Genomic DNA, 20,893 nt, shown 5'->3' with positions numbered 1-20,893 from the left:
ATCTACTTTCTGTCTCTCTCACCGACATCACAAGGAAGGAAGCATGACCAGCGCATTGTTAATCATCGACGTCCAGCAAGCGCTCTGCGCGGGCGATTATGAGTGTTTCGAGATCGCGCGCGTCATCGACACCATCAACGACCTGAGCGCCCGTGCCCGCAAAGCCGGCGTTCCGGTGGTGGCAGTCCAGCACGAAGAGCCGGGCAGCCCGTTGGCCCATGGCGCCGACGGCTGGCAACTGGCTGCCGGGCTCCAGGTATTGCCCCAGGATGGGCGGGTACGCAAAACCACCGGTGATTCGTTCTACCAGACCAACCTGCAAAAACTGCTGCCGGTCCAGGACTTCGAGCGCCTGGTCATCTGCGGTCTGCAAACCGACTATTGCGTCAATGCGACCGTGCGTCAGGCGCTGAAACTGGGGTACGACGTGGTGCTGGCGGCGGACGCCCACTCCACCGTCGACAACGGCAACCTCACCGCCGAAGACATCATCGCCGAGCACAACAAGGACCTGGCGCATTTGACCGGGTCGGTGGCACGGATCGATGTGATGCCGGCGGCGGAGATTGAGTTTTAGAGGCTTTGGTTGCGAGGTTGATTTCCTGCGCCACATTGCCCGTTTCACCCACACGGCCTCGCGGAGACCACGCCCATGGATGTTCAGATTCATCGCGCCGACGCCACCCACCTCGACGGTGTTGCCAGCCTGTTCGACGCCTATCGAGGTTTCTACGGCCAGCCTTCGAACCTCAGGCAATCCCGCGACTTCATCGCCGAACGCATTGCCCGGGATGAATCGGTGATCTTTTTTGCCGAGGACGCGGCGGGCCAGGCGCTGGGTTTCGTGCAGTTGTTCCCGACCTTTTCCTCCATCGAGGCGCACCGCACCTGGCTGCTGGGTGACCTGTTCACCACGCCCGCAGCACGCGGGCGCGGGGTGGGCAAGCAATTGATGAACACGGCGCGAGCCTTTGCGCTGCTGAGCGGGGCCAAGGGCCTGACGCTGGAAACCGCCACCGATAACCACAACGCACAGGGGTTGTATGAGTCCTTGGGGTATGTGCGCGACACCGGTTATTACACCTATTGCCTGGACTTGAAGCAGGGCTGACCGTTTAGTGTTGCGGCAAGTGCCAGCGTTCGCGCCACTGCGCGTATTGCGCGTCGGGCATCTGCACCAGCAGCGGGGATTGGCGGGGGTCCAGCCATTCGAGCAAACGGGCGATGTTCGCCTGATCCATGGCCGTGCAACCGGCCGTGGGCGAGGCAGGGCTGCGCCAGATGTGGAAGAAAATGCACGAGCCCGCAGCGGGGGTTGCCGGGGTGTTGTGTTCGATGACGATGCCCTGGCGATAGCCAGGCTCATTGCGCATCTGTTCCGAGCTGTTCCAGTCCTTTGAAGTCTTCGCGCCGTCGACCAGTTGGTTGTAGTGTGCGGAGCGACTGTCGTCGACGCATTCAGTGCCCGGTGTCAGGGCGAGGTAGGGCAGCGGGGTGGCGGCCGACGCCTCGTAGCCGAACGCCGTTCCCAGTTTGAACACGCCGGCCGGGGCTTTTCCATCGCCTTCGCGTTTCACCGGGTCGTCACCCGACTCGACACGGGTCAGGCCCTTGCCCCAGCCCATGCCGTTTTTACCGAGCATCACGGCAAAGGCCTCGCCCTCTTTTCGAAAGCCCTGGCCCTCCCTCGTGTAGCGTTGCGCGGTGCCCTGGGGGGCATTCCAATCCTTGCTGGTCACTACGATCAGTTGCTGGCTACCGGCGAGCGCGGCACTGACGTCGGGCGGCGTGATCGGGAAGTCCATGACATCGTTTGGCGTGCCAGCCCCCGGGGTGCCCGCGCTGTAGGTGAAGTGCCACCACTCTTTCGAATACCCCGAAAATCCTTCTTTCTCCATCGCACGGCTCAGGAGCTGGCGATGGTCCCGGGCTGTGGTGTTGATCAAGGGGCTATCGGTATGGCTGCGCTCGTCGAAACAGTCGAAACCGGTGCCCATGTCGAGCGCGCCGTCACGCCAGCGTCGAGCGTAGGGGGCCGTGCAATCCACTTGCCCGGCGTCGGCGCTCCAGGTGGCGGCGGGCAGGGCGTTCGGGCCCGTCAGGGTCAGGTCCACCGTCGAACCTCGCGAGTGGTTCGACACCCGTGCCACATACCCCAGGCGCCAGAAGTCCTGTTTGTTCACGCGAGGGTAGAACTCGGCCTTGCGCGGGTCGCCTGGCTCGTTGGCGAAGCGGCCCATGTCGGCCACCGCGCGTGCGGGTCGGTAGCAGTCGAACACCTTCAGTCCGTAGCCTTGCGCCTTCAACGCAGCCTGGACCCGGGCCAGTGCGTTGGCGGCTTCCCGCGTCAGCAGGCATTCGCCGGCGGTGTAGCCATCGAGTGGATGGCCGGTGAAGTTGTGGGCAGTGGCGTAGCGGATGTCCTGCTCGATGCCCGGGTCGATGGTGCGCAGATAGACCATGTGTTCGGGACGCGGCGCGGCGATGGCCGTGGCCGCCATGAAAAGCAGTGGCAGCGAGTGCAGCCAGGGGCGGGCCATGTCGGGTAACCAGCGCATGCGCAGTCTCCTGGCTGGGGTCAATTCACGGGGCGCGATCAGGTCGGGCGTTACGCCCGTTCACCCAGCACGGGCCTGAAGAAACTGCGCTCGTAACTGAGGATGCATTTGGTCTCCATCGCGAATTTGAAGGCGGCGATGCACTCAGGATCGGTCATCGAATCCTGACGATATTGCTCGTAGGCGGCAAGGCTGGGAAAGCTGAACATGGCCATGGCGATATTGTTGGCGCCTTCCGACGGCAGGAAGTAGCCGTGATGCTGGCCACCGAATTTTTCGACCAACGGAATCCACAACTTGCCGTAGTGTTCGAAGGCTTCGATCTGGTAGGGATCCAGCACATATTTCAGGTAGCAGGTGATCATGTTTTTGTACCTCCATGGAAGTTGGTTTACCTCTTCCTGTAGGAGCGAGCATGCTCGCGATGGACGTATGGGCGCCGCTGGGTGTCAGATACCCAACGTCATCGTTGACGACCATCGTCGGAGCGCCGCCCGGAGCATGCTCGCTCCTACAGGGGAGCGGTTCGTTAATTCCCATCAGCCACCTTGCGCTCGATCTCATCGGTCTTGCGTTTCAGTTCCTGCGCCGCCTCTTCCGGTGTCTGGGGTGAGGCGGGCGTGATGGGCTCATCAGCTTCGTTGTCACGGTCTTTGTCGTTCATGTCTCGTTCCTCGGTTGGCCTGTTCATTGGATGCGAAGGCCAACGGCGAGTTCGAGATTTTTTGCCGGCTTACAACGGTGGGGTGCGTGGCGGGATCTTGCGTTTGCTGCCGGTCGACTCAAAGGCCGAGGCGAAGCGCAGCAGCGCCGAATCGTCATAGGCCCGCCCGGCGAACGTCAGCCCGACCGGCATGCCGATGTCCGCCATGACGCCCATCGGCACCGTGACCGTCGGTACGCCAAGGTGGCGGATGGCGAGGTTGCCGTTGGCGACCCAGACACCGTTGCTCCAGGCGATGTCGGCGCTGGCCGGGTCGACATCGGCATTGGCCGGAGCCACGTCAGCCACGGTCGGGAACAGCACCGCGTCGAGCCCCAGCCGGTCCATCCAGTCTTCAAGGTCGATGCGCCGGGTCTGTTCGAGACCGCGCAGGCCATCGGGCAGGGTGCTGATCTGATCCCACGGCGTGATGCCGCGTTCGGCCATGCGCACGTATTCGTCCATGCCGGCGACCAGATCGCCTTCGCGGTTGGGCAGCGTGCCGGGGTCGTGGGGGAAAATCTGCGGGCCGTCGACGTCGACCAGCCGGTTGAGTTTCGGGTCGCCGTTGGCCCGCAGGAAATCATCGAACGCCCAGGCGGTCAGGTCCCACAACTCGTGGTGCAGGAACGCCTTGGAAACCAGGCCGCGGGTGAACACGGTCGGCGCGCCCGGACGGTCGCCCTCGCAATTGGAGACCAGCGGAAAGTCGACTTCGACCACTTCGGCGCCGGCGGCTTCCAGAGCTTCGCGGGCCGCTTCCCAGAGTGCGATCACCGAGGGACGGGTGTGGATGCGTTGCCCGGTCGGCCCGCCGATGCCCGGCGCCTCGCTGGTGCCGGCTTCCGGGTCGGCGTTGATGAACATGCGCGGCACACCGAGGCGTTTGCCAACCAGCGCATCGGCCTTCACCGCGAGCTCCGCATAAGCGGCGGGGCGTACCGAAGCGACACTCGGAATCGGCACCCAGGGTTGCAGACGCCACAGGTCGCCACGGGTGTCGGGGTCTTCGGCGACGACCACATCGAGCACTTCCAGCAGGTCGGCCATGGTCCGGGCGAACGGCACGACCACGTCCATGGTCGGGGTCAGCGGCCAGTTGCCGCGCACCGAAATCACACCCCGCGAAGGCGTGTAGGCGCACAGGCCGTTGTTGGACGCCGGGCCGCGACCGCTCGACCAGGTTTCCTCCGCCAGGCCGAACGCCGCGAAGCTGGCGGCGGTGGCGGTGCCGGCGCCGTTGGAGGAGCCGGAGGCGAAAGGCGCGGTGAGGTAATCGGCGTTGTAGGGGCTCTCCGCCCGACCATAGACCCCGCGCTGCATCCCGCCGTTGGCCATCGGTGGCATGTTGGTCTTGCCCAGGCAGATCGCCCCGGCGGCGCGCAGGCGCTCGATGGTGAAGGCGTCGCGGCAGGCGAGCAGGTTGGCAAAGGCCGGGCTGCCGGAGGCGGCGGTCAGGCCCTTGACCAGGTAACTGTCCTTGGCCGTATAGGGAATGCCGTCGAGCGGGCCCAGTGTCCGGCCCTGTGCCCGGCGGGCATCGGAGGCTCGCGCTTCATCGAGGGCCTCGGGGTTGCGCACCACCACCGCGTTGAGAGCCGTCGGTGTGTCGGCGCCGTCATAGGCGTCGACGCGGGCGAGATAGGCCTCGACCAGTTCCACTGCCGTGGTCTGGCCGGACTCGAGCGCCGCACGCAGTTCGGCAATGGAAACCTCGGTGACCTCGATCATGCTGTACCGCCGTCTATCGATAATGAATGGGATGCGTCGCATGGTAAGCCGAATGAAGGAGCGCTGCCAGATCGTGAGCAAGGGTTTCGCCTGATACCCATGACTGGTCGGTTCCGGTAAGGTGTGCCCCGCTCGAGAGATGGATCCCGGGCGTTTACCTATGGAGTAAAACAGTGAATTACCTCAGCAAAGTGCTTGCCGTTTCCCTGTTCGGCGTGGTTCTGGCCGGCTGCACCGGCGCACCGATGAAGACCCAGCATTACGATGCCAGCCAGTACACCGTGGTTGGCCACAGCGAAGCCAGCGCCACCGGCCTGATGCTCTTCGGCGTGATCCCGATTCGCCAGAACAGCCGTTTCGTGCGCGCACAGGACGCGGCGATCAAGGCCAAGGGCGGTGACGCACTGATCAACACCCAGGTGCAGGAAAACTGGTTCTGGGCATGGGTCCTGACCGGTTACACCACCAAGGTCTCGGGTGATGTGGTCAAGCTGAAAAACGTTCAGTAAGTGAACACCGGGTGAGTCTGCAATCCGGTTGATCGGTCCGTAGCGGATCGATTCGACGGTTTGCCCGCCCCACCGAAAGGCCCCGCCGGCTTGCGCCGTCGGGGCCTTTTTCGTGGTGTCGATCGTGGCAGCCCGCTTGCGGTTCGCAGTCACATTTAGCAATCCAAGAACTTTCGCACACTGCTCCCGGCCCCTTCCTGCATCATTTATCCGTCCTCGCTGCTAGCGTTTCAGATTCTTGCGATGCGCCCCGGCGATCCATTGCCAGCGCGTCGTAACTTTTTATCTATCGGCTCAAGGATGAGCTGAAGAAGCAAAAGGACAAGCGCATGCTCGCCGCCGCCAATGCTCCCCAATTCACACTCTCCATTCCCAACGTTCGCCACGACTTCAAGGTCCTGAGTTTCAACGGCACCGAAGCCATCAGTGAGCTCTATGCCATCCGCATCGAGCTGGTCAGCGAATACTCCGATTTCGACCTCGAAAACCTGCTCGGCCAGCCGGCATTTCTACAGTTCGGCCTTGATGGCGAAGGCCTTCACGGCCGTATCGAAGAGGTGGTCGCGGGTGAATCGGGCGTGCGCCTGACCCGCTATCACCTGGCGCTCGTCCCCGCGTTGCACTATTTGCAGTTCAGCTTCAACCAGCGGATTTTTCAGCACCTGACGGTGCCGCAAATTGCCACCCAGGTGCTCCAGCAGCATGGCCTGCAAACGGATGTTTTCACCTTTCATGTGCGCACCAGTGTCGAACGCGAGTACTGCACGCAGTACGGGGAAAGCGACTTCGCGTTCATCCAGCGCATTTGCGCCGAAGAGGGCCTCGCCTGGCATCACCAGCACTCGCCTGAAGGGCATGTGCTGGTGTTCACCGAAGACCCGGTGTTTTTCCGCAAGCTGGGCGCCACGCCTTTTCGACCCGACGCCGGCATGGTTGCCGAGCTCCCGGTGGTGAACCGTTTTGACGTAGGGTTCAGAACGCGCACCAGTGCCGTCACGCGCCGCGACTACGACCTGCGCCGCCCGAGCAGGCGGCGGGAAAATCACTTATCGGCCGAGTTCCGTCCCGCGCTCGAGGACTATCGCTATCCGTTGCCCATGAGCTCGGAGGAACAAGGCAAACGGCTGGTGCGCCAGGCGCTGGAGCGGCATCGCCGGGACTATGAGTTGGCCGAGGGCGCCAGCAATCAACCGACGCTGCGCAGTGGTCATCTGTTCAACCTGACCGAGCATCGGCTCAAGGCCTGCAACGATCTCTGGCTGCTGCTCAGCGTGACCCACCACGGCAAGCAGCCCCAGTCTCTGGAGGAAGCCTTCGTCCGCGACGACAAAACCGCCGACGGTTTTACCCAGGGTTACCGCAACAGTTTCAGGGCGATGCGCAGCCATGTGTTCTATCGGCCGCCGCTGCCCGCACCCAGGTCGCCGCTGGTCAGCCAGACCGCCCGCGTCACGGGGCCGGCCGGCGAGGAGATCTACTGCGATGAATTCGGTCGGGTGAAAGTCGAGTTTCACTGGGACCGCACTGAGCGCAACAGCGAACACAGCAGCTGCTGGCTGCGGGTGGCGTCCGGGTGGGCGGGTGAAGGATTTGGTGCCGTCACGATCCCGCGCATCGGCATGGAAGTGGTCGTGACCTTCCAGGAAGGTGATCCAGACCAACCGCTGATCATCGGTTGCGTGGCCAACAGGGTCATGTCCGTGGCCCATTCACTGCCCCAGCACAAAACCCGAACGGTGTTGCGCAGTCACAGTTCACCGCATAACGGTGGCTACAGCGAGCTGTCGATCGAAGACCGTGCCGGGTTGGAAAAAATCTACCTGCGTGCGCAACGTGACCTCGAGCTTCTGATCCTCAACAACTGCCAGAGCCTGATCAAGGGCGATGAATCGCACACCACCCAAGGCGTGCGCAGCACGGTGATCGGCGCGGATGAATTGCTCACCATCGATGGCAACAGCAGCACCACCTGCGCAGGCTCGCTGGTGATGCAGGCCGGTCAACAGGCCCACCTCACCGCGCTCGATGTGGTCATCGATGGGGGCAGGAGCCTGACGCTAAAGGCCGGGGGGCATCACCTGCTCATCAATGCCGCCGGAATCTTCAGCAGCGTGGCCATCGCCGAGGGCGGTGCGCCGTTGGCCGGTGTTGCGCCGCTGCAGGCACTGCCGGTTTCGCCTGACGCGGGCAAGGCGGTTGCCAAGCCGGCGCCTGCATCGCCTGAGCCTTTGGCGTCGCCAGCGCAGGAATCGGATGGGCTGGAGGAAGAGGAGGAAGAGGTCGAGGAGGAGGGCATCACGTTGCGCATCGGGGTGTTTTTTGATGGCACCGGGAACAACCGCTCCAACAGTGAAACGGTGGCGGAGTGTCATGCGCGGGATGTGAACCTGCAGGAGGAGGCCGAGGATATTCAGCGGTTTTGTCAGCAGTATGGGTATGGCCCTGACGGCAGTACGCCGGATAACAGCTTTGGCAATGACACGAGCAACGTGGCGAAGCTGTATGAGCTGTACACCGATGACAGTGAGCGGCAACTGGCTGATGACGAGACCATAGGGTTCATCTCGGTGTATCTGGAGGGCATCGGGACTCGCAGTGGCGAAGAAGATGCACTTTTTTCACAGGCGACCGGTGTGGGAGAACATGGTGTATTGGGGAGGGTTAAGCAGAGTCCAGCGAGCATTGTTGAAAAAATAGACCGATTTGCAGAAAAAAATCCAGACCGAAAAGTCGAGCAAATTGAATTCGATATCTTTGGTTTCAGCAGGGGAGCCGCAGCTGCGCGGCATTTTGCCAATGAAGTACAGAAGGGTGAAAGGAGTCCATTGGCGGCGCTGCTAGCCGCCAATGCGACGTTATTTGCCAGCAGCTTTTCCTGGTGCACTGGTACCGATGTATCCATCAACTTTATCGGCATCTTCGATACCGCTGCTGCGGTAGCGGGTATTGCCGACGGTGATCTCAGCGTCCACGACGCCATAAACCCGGGCGTCAATTTGTACCTGGCGCCCGATATCGCAAAAAAGGTCGTGCATCTGGTGGCGAAGGATGAGCGTCGCCACAATTTTTCGCTCAACAGCGCCGGCGCAGCCGATGTAAGACTGCCAGGTGCTCACTCGGATTTGGGTGGCGGCTACGTTCCGAACATCACGGAACGGGTGTTGCTCAGTCGCCCGCATTGCAGCCGTGACGTGGACTTGTACACGCCTTCGACCGATACCTATGCCTTCATACGGGCTCAAAACGACCTTGGACGCATTCGGGAGCAACTGCATTTGTCCGGGCTTGCCCCGGAGGTGAAGACCTGGTCGCTGGAGACGGCCAGCAGCGTCAAGGGTGATCGATACCGATCGAAGACGGTCTACGCGGCAGTCCACAGCCGGCGTGATGTGCGCAACGATCTGGCGTTGATTTATCTGCGCATCATGCGTGAGTTGGCAGCCCGACACGGCGTTCCGTTGAAGTTGATTGCAGAAGATCAAAAGTTTGCATTGCCGACAGAGCTGAAGCCGATTGCGCAAAAGCTCATGGCTTACGCATTGGGCGAAACTCGCAGTGCGGGCTTGAGCAGGTCCGAGGAGGCGCTGCTCTATTCACGCTACATCCATCTCTCTGCGCACTGGAACGCGGCCAAAGGTTGGAACAACAGCGACCTGGACATCATCTTTATTGATCGCCCCGCTGAAAACCATGCACGAGTGGTGCACCCCAATGCTTAAGAACTCATCTCTCGTTAAAACAGGCTGCGCAGTGGCGCTCGCGCTTCTAATGAGCGGGTGTGTACACAAGCTCCGGCCATTGCCTTACGACGCGTGGAGCCTCAATTTTTTTTCTCCCGACTACATGGAAGTTTGGATCGAAACGGCAGATGTCGTTGATATCAATGGCCGGGTTTTCCGGGGCGCGGGTAGTGGGATTCCGGCGACGGGCTATCCCCGAGCGCTAAGTAAAGGCGTACCCGCTCATTTCAAGGGCGATGCCAAAGGATGGTTTGATGATCCGGGGGGAAAAGGTCGATATGTAACGGGGGCTGACCTGCCTCGTCTGGTCTATGTGCGCTGGCAGTCCATGGCAGAGCCGCAGACTTATGAGGTCGTTATCAAGATCCCCGAATCGGCGTGGACCACGATGCTCAAGGCCGAAAACGCCTATTGCCGCGCGAGAGGCAAATGGACAACTGACTACCGCAAACTGTTGGTCATCGGCCTGGCTCCTGGCGGCGTCGCCAAGGTCTGGTTGGGAGGGCCCTGTCTCACATCGACCGAAGTCATCCGAGTCCAGGGCACAATCCACCCCAAAGGCCCCAACGGGGGGACGTCCAACGGAAAACATTGGCGGCTTTCAGAAGAGTCCAAAGCCTACGTCGAGAAGTTCGGTATCCCCTATGGCTCCTGGTAAGAAGCCATAGGGTTCCCGATGACCAAGCAATAACAGACACCTCAAACGACAAACGCCGATGGATCAACCGCGCTTGTCCAACGCCGCCTCGGCCGCTGCGATGTCTGCCTGGCGCCTGGTGATCAGGTCGCCTGTCGGTGGCCCCTGGAAGCGTCGTGCCTCGAAGCCGAACCAGACGATGGCGGTCAGCACCAGGAAACCGATGGTGATGTACAGCGCCCAGTCGTTGGGTGGCTGGATGCCAATGATGAAGATCACCACCATCGACACTACAGACAGCAGGGAGAACAGCGTGTACAACCCGCGCCCCATGTTCCAGGGCCCCATGGTCGGCCATTTTTCGGTGCCGTAGGCAAACATGCCGAGCACGATGGGGATGATGAAAGAGAAGAACAGGAAGATCACCGTGCAGGACACGACGATGGTGTACACCGGTGTTTCACCGACCGAAATCACCGACGAACCCCAGTCGAACAGCACCGCCAGGGTGGCGCCGGTCCAGATCGCGGCCACCGGGCTGCGGAAGGTCGGCGAGACCGACGACAGCGCCTTGGAGCAAGGCAGCCCGCCGTCACGGGAGAAAGCGAAAATCATCCGCGACACCGAGGTCACGGTGGCCAGGCCGCACAGCACCTGGCAGATGAAGATCGCCACGTACAGCGCGTCCTTGAGCAGCGGATTGACCTGCAGGTTCATGGCCCAGAAGAACACGTTCCAGCCTTGTTTCGCGGCGTCGTCCATGTTCGGCAGCATCAGCACGAACGCGCTGAGCATCAACCAGCCGAACAGCAGCGACCAGATCACCGACATGACCATGCCCTTGGGCACGGACATCGCCGCGTTGCGTGTTTCCTCGGAGGTGTGGGCCGAGGCGTCGTAGCCGGTAATGGTGTAGATCGGCAGCAGCAGGCCGAGCATGAAGATCCAGGCGTTGGACGCCTGCGGCCAGACACTGCCGCCCGCTTCCCCGGAATAGTTGGCGAAGGTCACCAGGCGCGAGAACTCGAAGCTGGGCGCCGCGATCAGGCAGACCACGGTCAGCGCCAGCGCGGTGGCGAAGATCAGGTAGCCGGAAAAATCGGTGAGCCGCGCGGTCAGGCCGATGCCCAGGTGGTTGCACAGGGCCTGCAGGCCGGTGAGGATCGCCAGGAAAATCACCCGTGTCGTGGTGGTGTCTTCCATGCCCAGAGTCGGCCCGAACGCGCCGAAGAAAAAGTAGTAGGTGCCGACGTTGATCGCCCCCAGCACCGTGACCAGCCCCAGCAGGTTGAACCAGGCTGTGAGCCAGCCGGTGAAGCGATTGCCGAGGATCGAGCCCCAGTGATAGAGGCCGCCGGCCGTGGGGTAGGCCGAGGAAATCTGTGCCATCGCCAGGGCGAACACCCCGGAGATCAGGCAGCCGATGGGCCAGCCGATGCCAATCGATGCCCCGCCGGCGCCGGAGGTGCCCTGGGCCAGCGAGTTGATGCCGCCGGAGAGGATGCAGATGATCGAAAAGGAAATCGCGAAGTTGGAGAAAACCCCCATCCGTCGCGAGAGTTGCTGGGCGTAGCCCATGCTGTGCAGCGCCTTGACGTCCTCGTCGTGAGTGTCGGCGCCGGGCTGGCTTGCTGGGTTCATGCGGTGTACCCCTTCAGGTTTGAACAATCCATTGGCGTCTGCGCAATGGGCTGGCCTTCAACACCTTGTCGTACTGCTCCTTTACAACCGTTGCTGCTCTGGATCTACACGCGGCCGTGATAAGCCGCGGTAAAAATGCTGGTGGCCCCTTCCTTGGTCAATGACAGGGGATTACCGCCGGCCGAGGGGTCGACGATCGCCATGTCCGCAATCAGCTCCACCTGGCGGTCATCCACGCCCAGGTCTTTGAGCGTGTGCGGCACGCCGATGTCTTCGCGCAGCTTGAGCACGAAGTCGAGGAAACTGTCGAAGCCCGGGGAGGGCAGGCGCAGGTAGGCGGCCAGCCGCGTGATGCGGTCTTCGATTGCCGAACGATTGAATTGCAGGACGTAGGGCATGAACGTGGCATTGGTCATGCCATGGTGGGTGTCGTACAGCGCGCCCACCGGGTGCGACAACGCGTGCATGCCGCCCAGGCCTTTCTGGAACGCGGTGGCGCCCATCGCAGCGGCAGCAAGCATTTGCGCCCGCGCCTCCAGATCCCCGGGCGTGTGCACGGCGCGCCGAAGGGCATTGGCGACCAGACGCATGCCTTCCACGGCAATGCCATCGGCCAGCGGATGAAAACCGGGGGCGCAGTAGGCTTCCAGGCAGTGGGACAGCGCATCCATGCCGGTGCCGGCGGTGATTTTCGCCGGCATGCCGACGGTCAGTTCAGGGTCGCTGATGACCACCCGAGGCATCATTTTCGGGTGGAAGATGATGCGTTTGGTGTGGCTGCGCTCATCGATGATCACCGCCGCGCGGCCAACTTCGGAGCCGGTGCCTGCGGTGGTCGGCACCGCAATCACCGGGGCGATGCGCTCGGCGTCGGCGCGAGTCCAGTAGTCGCCGATGTCTTCGAAATCCCACACCGGACGCGTCTGGCCGCTCATGAAGGCGATGAGTTTGCCCATGTCCAGCCCGCTGCCTCCGCCAAAGGCCACCACACCGTCATGCTGGCCGTTTCGCCACGCCTCGAGCCCTCCGGCCAGGTTGGCCTCCACCGGGTTGGGCCTGAGGTCGCAGAACAGCGCTGCACCCAGGCCGGCGTCAAGCAGGCCCTGCAACGCCGCCAGGGTGATCGGTGCCTGGGCCAGGCCCTTGTCGGTCACCAGCAACGGGCGCTGGATGCCCTCGCTGCGACAGACCTCGGCCAGCTCGGCGATACGCCCGGCACCAAAGCGCACGCGCGTGGGGTAGTTCCAGTTTCCAGTCAGGTTCATGGCCTACACCTCATGCCGCAGATGAAAGGATTTGGCCCGGGTCAGGTGCTCGTAACCCAGGCGCGACAGGGTGGCGCCACGCCCGCTGTGCTTGACCCCGGTCCAGGCCAGCGCCGGGTCGAGGTAATCGCAGCGGTTCATGAACAGCGTGCCGGTGGCGACCTCGTTACCGAGGCGTTCGGCGGCAGCCAGGTCCCGGGTCCAGATCGAGGCGCTGAGGCCGAACTCACTGTCGTTCATCAAGCCAATGGCCTGGTCGTCTCCGGCGACCGGCATGATGCCGATCACGGGGCCAAAGCTTTCGTCGCGCATTACCGACATGCGGTGATCCACGTCCACCAGCACCTGCGGCGCCAGGTAGGCGCTGCCCGGCACGTCGGCGGGAAAATCGCCGGGGTCGATCAAGGCTCTGGCGCCCTGGGCCAGCGCGGCGGCGATCTGTCCACGGACAAAGTCAGCGGCGCCAGGCGACACCAGCGGACCCAGGGTGGTCGCTTCCTCCAGCGGGTTGCCCAGCACGTATTGGCGGGTCAGGGCGACGAAGCGCTCGACGAACGCCGGGTAGATCCGCTGGTCGACGTAGATACGTTCGATGGCGCAGCAGCTTTGCCCCGAGTTGAAAAAGCTGCCATCCACGAGGCTTTCCACCGCGTGCTCAAGGTCGGCGTCGGCGCGAACATAGGCCGGATCCTTGCCGCCAAGCTCCAGGCCCATGCCGATGAAGCGACCTGTGGCAGCGGCTTCCATCGCTCGGCCAGCCTCCACCGAGCCGGTGAAGTTCACCTGCTGCACCCGGCCCGAGGCGATGATGTCGGCCGTTTGCCCATGGCTGAGCAACAGGTTGTGGAACAGGCCATCCGGCAGCTTCGCCTGGCGAAAGGCCTCGGCAAAGCGCTCGCCCACCAGCAGGGTTTGCGAGGCGTGCTTGAGGATCACCGCGTTGCCGGCCATCAGCGCCGGAATGATCGTATTCACCGCCGTCAGGTACGGGTAGTTCCACGGGGCGACCACCAGCACCGTGCCCAGCGGCTCGCGCCTGATGTAACGACGAAAGCCGGCCACGGGTTCGGGCTCCACCGCTGCCAGGGCCTGCGGCGCAATCGCGATCATGTACCGTGCCCGCTCGGCAAAGCCGCGCAGTTCGCCCGGGCCATAACGCACCGGGCGTCCCATCTGCCAGGCCAGCTCCGGCACGATCTCGTCCTGCATCGACAGCATGCGTTCGACGGCGGCGCTGCACAGTGCCGCGCGTTCGCTCAAGGATTGGCGCTGCCAGATCTGTCGGGCCGCTTGCGCGCTGGCGAGCGCCCGCTCGATCTGTAACGTATCGGCACACTCGCGCTCGACATAGACCCGGCCATCGACCGGGGAAATGAGCTCAATCTTCGCAGTCATGGTGATCTCAATAGCGCTCGAAGCCGCGCTGCAGTTCCCAGTCGGTGACACGCCGGTCGTATTCCTTCTGCTCCCATTCGGCGGTGTGCACGTAGTGCTCGACCACCTCAGCGCCGAAGGCCTCGCGCAACATGCTCGAACCCTTGAGCGCGGCGCAGGCCTCGCGCAGGGTTTTGGAGACTTCCGGCGAACGCTCATCGGCGTAGGCGTCGCCTTCGAACGGCGGCGCAAGTTCGAGCTTTTCGTCGATCCCGGCCAGGCCGGCGGCGATCAATGCCGCGAAGGCCAGGTAAGGGTTGAGGTCGGCGCCGCCGATGCGGCACTCGATGCGGATCGACTTGCTCTCTTCGGCGCACAGCCTGAAGCCGGCGGTGCGATTGTCGCGACTCCACACCGCGCGAGTCGGCGCGAAAGTCCCGGCCTGGAAGCGCTTGTACGAGTTGATGTAGGGCGCGAGAAAACAGGTGATGTCGTTGGCGTACTTGAGCTGTCCGGCGACCCACGAACGCATCAGTTTCGACATGCCGAATTCGGCCTTGGCGTCGAAGAACAGCGGCTTCTTGCCGTTCTTGTCCCACAGCGAATTATGGATATGGCTGCTGGAGCCGGCGGCGTCGTAGCGCCACTTGGCCATGAAGGTGATCGCCTTGCCCTGCAGGTCGGCGATCTCCTTGCACGCGTGCTTGATGATGACGTGGTGGTCGGCCATGGTCATCGCATCGGCGTAGCGGATGTTGATTTCTTCCTGGCCCGGCCCCCATTCGCCCTTGGAGTTTTCCACCGGGATGCCGCAGGCCTGCAGATGCTTGCGGATAGCCCGCAGCACCGGCTCCTCGCGGGTGGTCTGCAGAATGTTGTAGTCCTCGATGTAATGGCCGGAAGTTTTGGGCTGCACGTAGTTGCGCTGGTGAATCTGCGCGTAGCTTTCGTCGAACAGGTAGAACTCCAGCTCCGAGGCAAACATGCCGGTGTAGCCGCGTTCGCGCAGGCGCTCGACCTGGCGCTTGAGGATCGCTCGCGGGCTGTGGGGCAAGTCCTGGCGATGGTGGTGATCGAGCACATCGCACAGCACCAGCGCCGTGCATTCCAGCCAGGGCACCCGGCGCAGGGTGGCCATGTCCGGCTTGAGCACGAAATCGCCATAGCCCTTGCTCCAGCTGGCGGCGGCGTAGCCGGGCACCGGTTCCATGTCGATGTCGTCGGCCAGCAGGTAGTTGCAGCAGTGGGTTTCCTGGTAACCGCTGTCGATGAAAAACTCGACCTGGAAGCGCTTGCCCACCAGGCGTCCCTGCATGTCGACCATGCAGACCAGGACGGTATCGATTTCACCAGCGGCGGCAGCGCGCTTGAGCGCGTCAAAACTGAGGAGGGGCTCGGTCATCACGTCATTCCTGCGTGAACAAGTTGGGCCTGTCTGAGGTAGCTGTTGCAGACGCTCTCCAGAAAAACCACAACCCTGCAGAAGCGAGCATCGTGAGCAATAAGCTGCTCACAGCTTAGCCTGCTTTTGCATTGCGCAAGTTTTGTCGATCGAAAGTTCGGGCCGCTCCCGGGTTTTGATCACGCCGCCATCGGTGGGCGCCGGCTGGGCTGACCTTCCTCTTCACGCAGTTGCAGGCTCAGGTCGTCGCAGCTTTGCGACCAGTTCGTCAGCCACTCGGGCATCGGCATCGAGGGTGCCAGGCCCAGTTCGAGGGCGAACTCGCCAGGGTCCACCATGCGTTTGCCGGCGCGGAACAGGCCACGCATCACCACCACGCCGACTACGCGCCCGCCACTGACGAAGCGGTGTTCCATGAAGCTCCACTTATGGTCCCACCCGAGCATCCGCGTGTGGATCTCGAAGGCTTCGAACACTTTCAGTTCACGGCGAAACTTGCCCCAGGTATCGCCCACGATCGGCACCGCCTTGTGGCGCAGCGCCACGCGAAACGCGCCACTGCGCAACACGTAATCCATGCGCCCGATGTCGGCCAGGGTGAAGTAGCGGCCGTTGGTGACGTGGCGGTTGAGGTCCAGGTCGGTGGGCCACACGCGCAGGCGGATGACAGTGGTGGCCAGGGCATCGACCGGCTTGCGCCACGGGCGACGAAACAGCATGAGAAACAGACGGAACCAGAGATTCATAAGAGCGCCACACGGTGAATGATGGCTGCACTGTAGGCGGGCGAAATCGGGTAAGGTAGGTGCGCAAATGACATTTTTCATGCGAAAAGCGCAATCGGGGTATTCATGCACGTCACCTTGCTGCTGGTCGACCAGTGCTCCGCCGCCAGCGCCACCCTGGCGCTGGAAGTGCTCAGTGCCGCCAACCTGTTTGCGGATAGCCCGCAAGCGCCGTTCGAACTGGTCACCGCGTCCTTCGACGGTCAGGACGTCAGCGCCTGGCGCGGCCAGCCATTGCGGGTCGAGCGGGCCATCGCCGACATTCCGCACACCGACCTGGTGGTGATTCCGGGTTTCCTCTTTACGCTCAAGGAGGCCTTGCCATCCTTCGCCCGCTTCGGGCCCTGGTTACGTCAGCAGCACGCCCAAGGCGCGGTGATTTCCTCGATGTGCACGGCGGCGTTCCTGCTGGCCGAGACCGGCTTGCTCGACGACGCTCGCGCCACCACGCACTGGGCATTTGCCGAGTTGTTTCGGCGGCGCTATGCCGGGGTCGACCTGGACCCGACGCAAATCGTTTGCGAGGACAACGGCGTGGTCACCAGTGGCGGTGCCAGCGCGGCGATGGATTTGCTGCTGCACCTGGTGCGCCGATTTGCCTCGCTGGAACTGGCCCAGACCTGTGGTAAATACCTGCTGGCCGACACCGTGCGCAGCGAACAATCGGTGTACGTCATGTGGTCGCTGCCCAAAAACCATGGCGACAGCGACATCCTGCGGGTGCAGAACTGGCTACAAGCGCATTTCGAACAGCCGCTGCTGATCGACGATGTCGCCCGGCAATTCGGCTTTGGCGTGCGCAATTTCAAGCGGCGTTTCAAGGAAGCGACCGGATACTCACCGCTGACCTACCTGCAGACCCTGCGCCTGGAAAAAGCCAAGGTGCTGCTGGAGTCCACGCGCATGACCCTGGACAGCATCACCTACAAGGTCGGTTACGAAGACGGCAATTCCTTTCGGCGCCTGTTCCGTCAGCGGATAGGTTTGCTGCCTGCGGCTTACCGCAAGAAATTCCAGACCGACGCCCACCTCAATTCCCCTGAATCGGAACCCGTACGATGAGAGTTGCTGTACTTGCCCTTGCCCTGAGCAGTTTGCTCGCCACGCCTGCCATCGCCGCCGGCGATGCCGAAGCCGGGGCGAAACTCTTCCCGCGGATTTGCGGCGGCTGCCATCAGGTCGGGGAGGGCGCACGGGCGTCTTTCGGCCCGCAGCTCAACCGCATTTTCGGCCGTCCCTCGGGCGGCACCACGGATTATCAGTATTCCGAGGCGATGAAAACCGCCGGGCTGGTGTGGAACCGCGAGACGCTCACCGCCTATCTCGAGGCGCCGAAAAAGGTCGTGCCAGGCACCCGGATGATTTTCTGGGGCTTGAGCGATCCACAGAAAATCGAGGATGTGCTGGCGTACCTGCAGAGGTTCCAGACGCAGTAAGGCGGGTAGGCCGCCTCAGTTGACGATGCACAAGTCGCCGGTGGCGCGGATCAACCCCTGGCCATGCAGCGCGTCCTTGATCAGGGCGGAACGGGCCTTGGCCAGCCATTGCGCGCAATTGGGGTCGGTGCGGTAGGGCGCGAAGCCGGCATAGGCTTGCAGCAGGCGCTTCTGCACTTCATCCAATTGCGGTCGGACGTCCCTGGTCAGGTTGGGGCGGGGGACATCCGGTGCCTTGCCCGCTGCCTGCCATTGCGCGAGCAAACCGTATTGCACCAGTTTACTGGCTTCGATCTGCGCGGCGATCAACTCCGCGACCTCGTCCGGATCGAGTTTGCGGCTTATCGCCTGCTTTCTCGCGTTGGCGATGACCTGCGCTTCGCGGGCACTGTCCTGGATCGGCGTACGCGAATCCCATTTGCTCAAGGCGACGGACTGCGCAATGTTCAGGCGCTCGTTCATCGTCGCCAGCAGCGTCTGCAAACTGGCGGGTGGCGGCGCCGACGCAACGGCCTGTGCGGCGTGGGCAAAGTGGCTGGGCAGGAGGCACATCAGTAACAGCGGCAGGCGATAGGTGGTGAACATGAGCAAACCTCAGCGCGCAGGACACTGTTGTATGTATCACATCTGAGCCAGTCGATGCGGGTCGGTGATCGAAATCGACGTTGGATTTTGTGGGAGCGATCCGGGGGGGTTGTATCAATATCCATGATGGCGAGTGGATATCTGCGCGAAGCTGATTATGCTTCAGGAAACCTCGCTGTGATGTGAGGCGAGCCTGTACCCCTGCTTTGCGCAATCCATAATCCGATGACTTCAGCCCAGGCCCGGGTGCGACGTGGTAGTGAGGTGCTCCGGCCTTACAACAAGAGCAAGACGGAGAAGACTCATGGCCGCAATTGACACCACCAAGGGCAACGCGCCCAACCCAGGGATCACCAAGGAAGAGCGCAAGGTGATCTTCGCCTCGTCCCTGGGCACCGTGTTCGAATGGTACGACTTCTACCTTTACGGTTCCCTCGCCGCGATCATCGCCAAGCATTTCTTCGCCGGCGTCAACGAAACCACGGCTTTCATCTTCGCCTTGCTCGCGTTCGCGGCGGGGTTTGCGGTGCGGCCTTTCGGCGCCATCGTGTTTGGGCGCCTCGGCGACATGATCGGGCGCAAGCACACCTTCCTCATCACCATCGTCATCATGGGCATTTCCACCGCCATCGTCGGGTTTCTGCCCGGCTACGCGACCATTGGTGTCGCCGCGCCGATCATTCTGATTACCTTGCGCCTGTTGCAGGGCCTGGCACTGGGCGGTGAATACGGCGGGGCGGCGACCTACGTGGCCGAACATGCGCCGAAGAATCGCCGTGGCTTTTTCACTTCATGGATTCAAACCACCGCGACCCTCGGCCTGTTCCTGTCGCTGCTGGTGATCCTCGCCTGCCGGACGATCCTCGGCACCGAAGCCTTCGAGGCCTGGGGCTGGCGGATTCCGTTCCTGCTGTCGATTCTGCTGCTGATCATCTCGGTGTACATCCGCCTGCAACTCAGCGAGTCGCCGGTGTTCCTGAAAATGAAGGCTGAGGGCAAGGCCTCCAAGGCGCCATTGACGGAGTCCTTCGCGCGCTGGGACAACCTGAAAATCGTGATCATGGCGCTGCTCGGCGGCACCGCCGGCCAGGCCGTCGTCTGGTACACCGGGCAGTTCTATGCCCTGTTTTTCCTGCTGCAAACGCTCAAGATCGACCCGCAGACCGCCAACCTGCTGATTGCCGGCTCGCTGCTGATCGGCACGCCGTTTTTCGTGATCTTCGGCAGCCTGTCCGACCGCATCGGGCGCAAGGGCATCATCATGGCCGGGTGCATTCTGGCGGCCGTGACCTACTTCCCGATCTTCCATGCGCTGACCCAGTACGGGAACCCCGATGTGTTCACCGCGCAGGCGAAAAACCCGGTCACGGTGATCGCCGATCCCGATCAGTGTTCGTTCCAGTTCGACCCGGTGGGCAAGGCCAAATTCACCAGCTCCTGCGATCTCGCCAAGACGATACTGGCGAAGAAAGCCATTCCCTACACCAATGAAAAAGCCGCGCCGGGCACCGTGGCGCAGGTCCGAATCGGCAACCAGGTGGTCGAGAGCTTCGAGGGCACCGGCATGCCGGCCGCCGACTTCAAGACCCGCAACGACGCCTTTACCGCCACGCTCGGTACGGCCCTGAAGGACGCCGGTTATCCCGAGAAGGCCGACCCGGCCAAGACCAACTACCCGATGGTGCTGTTGCTGCTGACCATTCTGGTGATCTACGTGACCATGGTGTACGGCCCGATCGCCGCGTGGCTGGTGGAGCTGTTCCCGGCGCGCATCCGCTACACCTCGATGTCGCTGCCATATCACATCGGCAATGGCTGGTTCGGCGGTTTCCTGCCGACCGTGGCGTTCGCCATGGTGGCGGCCACGGGGGATATCTATTACGGGCTGTGGTACCCGATCGTGATCGCGGTGATGACGGCGGTGCTCGGGATTTTCTTCATGCCGGAGACCAAGGATCGGGATATTCATCATTGACAGGCTTGTGGGAGCGAGACCGGCAGGGGGACACCCGGAGCCTGCTCGCTCCTGCAGTTAATCGTGCACACACGAAAAAGCCCGGCTGATCAGGCCGGGCTTTTTGTTGAGGTTTGCGCTGGAACGATGCTTCATACGGCGCGGCGTTCGATCAGACGGTCAGAACCACCTTCGGCCACACGGCGTTCGATCAGACGGTCGGAACCACCCTCGGCCACACGACGTTCGATCAGACGGTCAGAACCACCTTCGGCCACACGGCGTTCGATCAGACGGTCAGAGCCACCTTCGGCTACGCGGCGTTCGATCAGACGGTCGGAACCACCCTCGGCCACACGACGTTCGATCAGACGGTCGGAGCCACCTTCGGCTACACGGCGTTCGATCAGACGATCCGAACCACCTTCAGCGATCATGGTGCGTGGTGGTTTGGCGGCGAAGGCGTTGGCGGCGAGAACCGAGAGAACGAGGCTGAGGATGATTTGGCGTTTCATGGTGGTGTGCTCCGGGGTGTTATTGGTTGGTATGGGTGTGATGTTACGCCCCGGAATT

19 protein-coding genes are annotated in these 20,893 nt (G+C 62.5%); 8 read left to right on the top strand and 11 right to left on the bottom strand.

The window, feature by feature from the left end; all coding sequences use genetic code 11:
• Window positions 1-43: 43 nt before the first annotated feature.
• Together QIW53_RS09500 and QIW53_RS09495 are read left to right on the top strand one after the other, a co-directional pair.
• Window positions 44-577: a cysteine hydrolase family protein gene (locus QIW53_RS09500; protein WP_371049415.1), complete on the top strand. Its 534-nt coding sequence runs from the start codon at window positions 44-46 to the stop codon at window positions 575-577.
• 75 nt (window positions 578-652) lie between these two features.
• Complete coding sequence (locus QIW53_RS09495; protein WP_371049414.1) at window positions 653-1,111, top strand: GNAT family N-acetyltransferase; 459 nt, start codon at window positions 653-655, stop codon at window positions 1,109-1,111.
• Window positions 1,112-1,115: 4 nt separating this feature from the next.
• Here the strand turns inward: QIW53_RS09495 and QIW53_RS09490 are convergent, their stop codons facing one another.
• From QIW53_RS09490 to QIW53_RS09475, 4 genes are all read right to left on the bottom strand, one after another.
• Window positions 1,116-2,558 (bottom strand): M15 family metallopeptidase, encoded by a 1,443-nt coding sequence (locus tag QIW53_RS09490; RefSeq protein WP_371049413.1) that lies wholly within the window; start codon window positions 2,556-2,558, stop codon window positions 1,116-1,118.
• A gap of 50 nt (window positions 2,559-2,608) precedes the next feature.
• Entirely contained in the window at window positions 2,609-2,923 is a 315-nt protein-coding gene (locus tag QIW53_RS09485; RefSeq protein WP_371049412.1) for an NIPSNAP family protein, read from the bottom strand.
• A 164-nt stretch (window positions 2,924-3,087) separates the two neighbouring features.
• On the bottom strand, window positions 3,088-3,222 hold the full coding sequence (locus tag QIW53_RS09480) for a hypothetical protein (RefSeq protein ID WP_371049411.1): 135 nt from the start codon (window positions 3,220-3,222) through the stop codon (window positions 3,088-3,090).
• A gap of 69 nt (window positions 3,223-3,291) precedes the next feature.
• Window positions 3,292-4,992 carry an amidase gene (locus tag QIW53_RS09475; protein WP_371049410.1) on the bottom strand — a complete coding sequence of 567 codons (1,701 nt, stop codon included), beginning with the start codon at window positions 4,990-4,992 and terminating at the stop codon, window positions 3,292-3,294.
• A 173-nt stretch (window positions 4,993-5,165) separates the two neighbouring features.
• Here QIW53_RS09475 and QIW53_RS09470 point away from each other — a divergent pair, with 173 nt between their 5' ends.
• The 3 genes from QIW53_RS09470 to QIW53_RS09460 all read left to right on the top strand — a co-directional run bounded on the left by QIW53_RS09470 (window position 5,166) and on the right by QIW53_RS09460 (window position 9,899).
• Entirely contained in the window at window positions 5,166-5,501 is a 336-nt protein-coding gene (locus tag QIW53_RS09470; RefSeq protein ID WP_371049409.1) for a hypothetical protein, read from the top strand.
• A 329-nt stretch (window positions 5,502-5,830) separates the two neighbouring features.
• A complete protein-coding gene (gene tssI / locus QIW53_RS09465) occupies window positions 5,831-9,220 on the top strand; it encodes a type VI secretion system tip protein TssI/VgrG (protein ID WP_371049408.1) in 3,390 nt (1,129 codons plus the stop codon).
• Window positions 9,213-9,899, top strand: a complete 687-nt coding sequence (locus tag QIW53_RS09460) for a DUF2931 family protein (protein ID WP_371049407.1) — start codon at window positions 9,213-9,215, stop codon at window positions 9,897-9,899. The genes tssI and QIW53_RS09460 overlap by 8 nt, the downstream gene beginning before the upstream one ends.
• Before the next feature lie 63 nt (window positions 9,900-9,962).
• Here QIW53_RS09460 and QIW53_RS09455 read toward each other — a convergent pair whose 3' ends face one another.
• From QIW53_RS09455 to QIW53_RS09435, 5 genes are all read right to left on the bottom strand, one after another.
• Window positions 9,963-11,519, bottom strand: a complete 1,557-nt coding sequence (locus tag QIW53_RS09455) for an amino acid permease (RefSeq protein WP_371049406.1) — start codon at window positions 11,517-11,519, stop codon at window positions 9,963-9,965.
• A gap of 104 nt (window positions 11,520-11,623) precedes the next feature.
• Entirely contained in the window at window positions 11,624-12,784 is a 1,161-nt protein-coding gene (locus QIW53_RS09450; RefSeq protein ID WP_371049405.1) for an iron-containing alcohol dehydrogenase, read from the bottom strand.
• Between the two features lie 3 nt (window positions 12,785-12,787).
• Window positions 12,788-14,179 carry an aldehyde dehydrogenase family protein gene (locus QIW53_RS09445; RefSeq protein WP_371049403.1) on the bottom strand — a complete coding sequence of 464 codons (1,392 nt, stop codon included), beginning with the start codon at window positions 14,177-14,179 and terminating at the stop codon, window positions 12,788-12,790.
• 7 nt (window positions 14,180-14,186) lie between these two features.
• Window positions 14,187-15,560, bottom strand: a complete 1,374-nt coding sequence (locus QIW53_RS09440) for a glutamine synthetase family protein (protein ID WP_371049401.1) — start codon at window positions 15,558-15,560, stop codon at window positions 14,187-14,189.
• 179 nt (window positions 15,561-15,739) lie between these two features.
• On the bottom strand, window positions 15,740-16,306 hold the full coding sequence (locus tag QIW53_RS09435; RefSeq protein ID WP_371049400.1) for an acyl-CoA thioesterase: 567 nt from the start codon (window positions 16,304-16,306) through the stop codon (window positions 15,740-15,742).
• A gap of 105 nt (window positions 16,307-16,411) precedes the next feature.
• Here QIW53_RS09435 and QIW53_RS09430 point away from each other — a divergent pair, with 105 nt between their 5' ends.
• Complete coding sequence (locus QIW53_RS09430; protein WP_371049398.1) at window positions 16,412-17,407, top strand: GlxA family transcriptional regulator; 996 nt, start codon at window positions 16,412-16,414, stop codon at window positions 17,405-17,407.
• A complete protein-coding gene (locus tag QIW53_RS09425; RefSeq protein WP_371049396.1) occupies window positions 17,404-17,781 on the top strand; it encodes a c-type cytochrome in 378 nt (125 codons plus the stop codon). The genes QIW53_RS09430 and QIW53_RS09425 overlap by 4 nt, the downstream gene beginning before the upstream one ends.
• A 15-nt stretch (window positions 17,782-17,796) precedes the next feature.
• Here the strand turns inward: QIW53_RS09425 and QIW53_RS09420 are convergent, their stop codons facing one another.
• Window positions 17,797-18,366, bottom strand: coding sequence for a chorismate mutase (locus QIW53_RS09420; protein ID WP_371049394.1), 570 nt, complete (start codon window positions 18,364-18,366; stop codon window positions 17,797-17,799).
• A 304-nt stretch (window positions 18,367-18,670) separates the two neighbouring features.
• On the opposite strand from QIW53_RS09420, the gene QIW53_RS09415 reads away from it, so the two are divergent.
• Window positions 18,671-20,341, top strand: coding sequence for an MFS transporter (locus QIW53_RS09415; protein ID WP_371049392.1), 1,671 nt, complete (start codon window positions 18,671-18,673; stop codon window positions 20,339-20,341).
• A 131-nt stretch (window positions 20,342-20,472) separates the two neighbouring features.
• On the opposite strand, the gene QIW53_RS09410 is transcribed toward QIW53_RS09415, so the two are convergent.
• Window positions 20,473-20,835 carry a hypothetical protein gene (locus QIW53_RS09410; RefSeq protein ID WP_371049390.1) on the bottom strand — a complete coding sequence of 121 codons (363 nt, stop codon included), beginning with the start codon at window positions 20,833-20,835 and terminating at the stop codon, window positions 20,473-20,475.
• Window positions 20,836-20,893: the final 58 nt, after the last annotated feature.

Origin of the sequence: Pseudomonas fluorescens (genome assembly GCF_041354075.1) — a bacterium.
Lineage (GTDB): Bacteria > Pseudomonadota > Gammaproteobacteria > Pseudomonadales > Pseudomonadaceae > Aquipseudomonas > Aquipseudomonas fluorescens_CE.
This window is presented reverse-complemented; position numbering and strand designations above follow the sequence as displayed.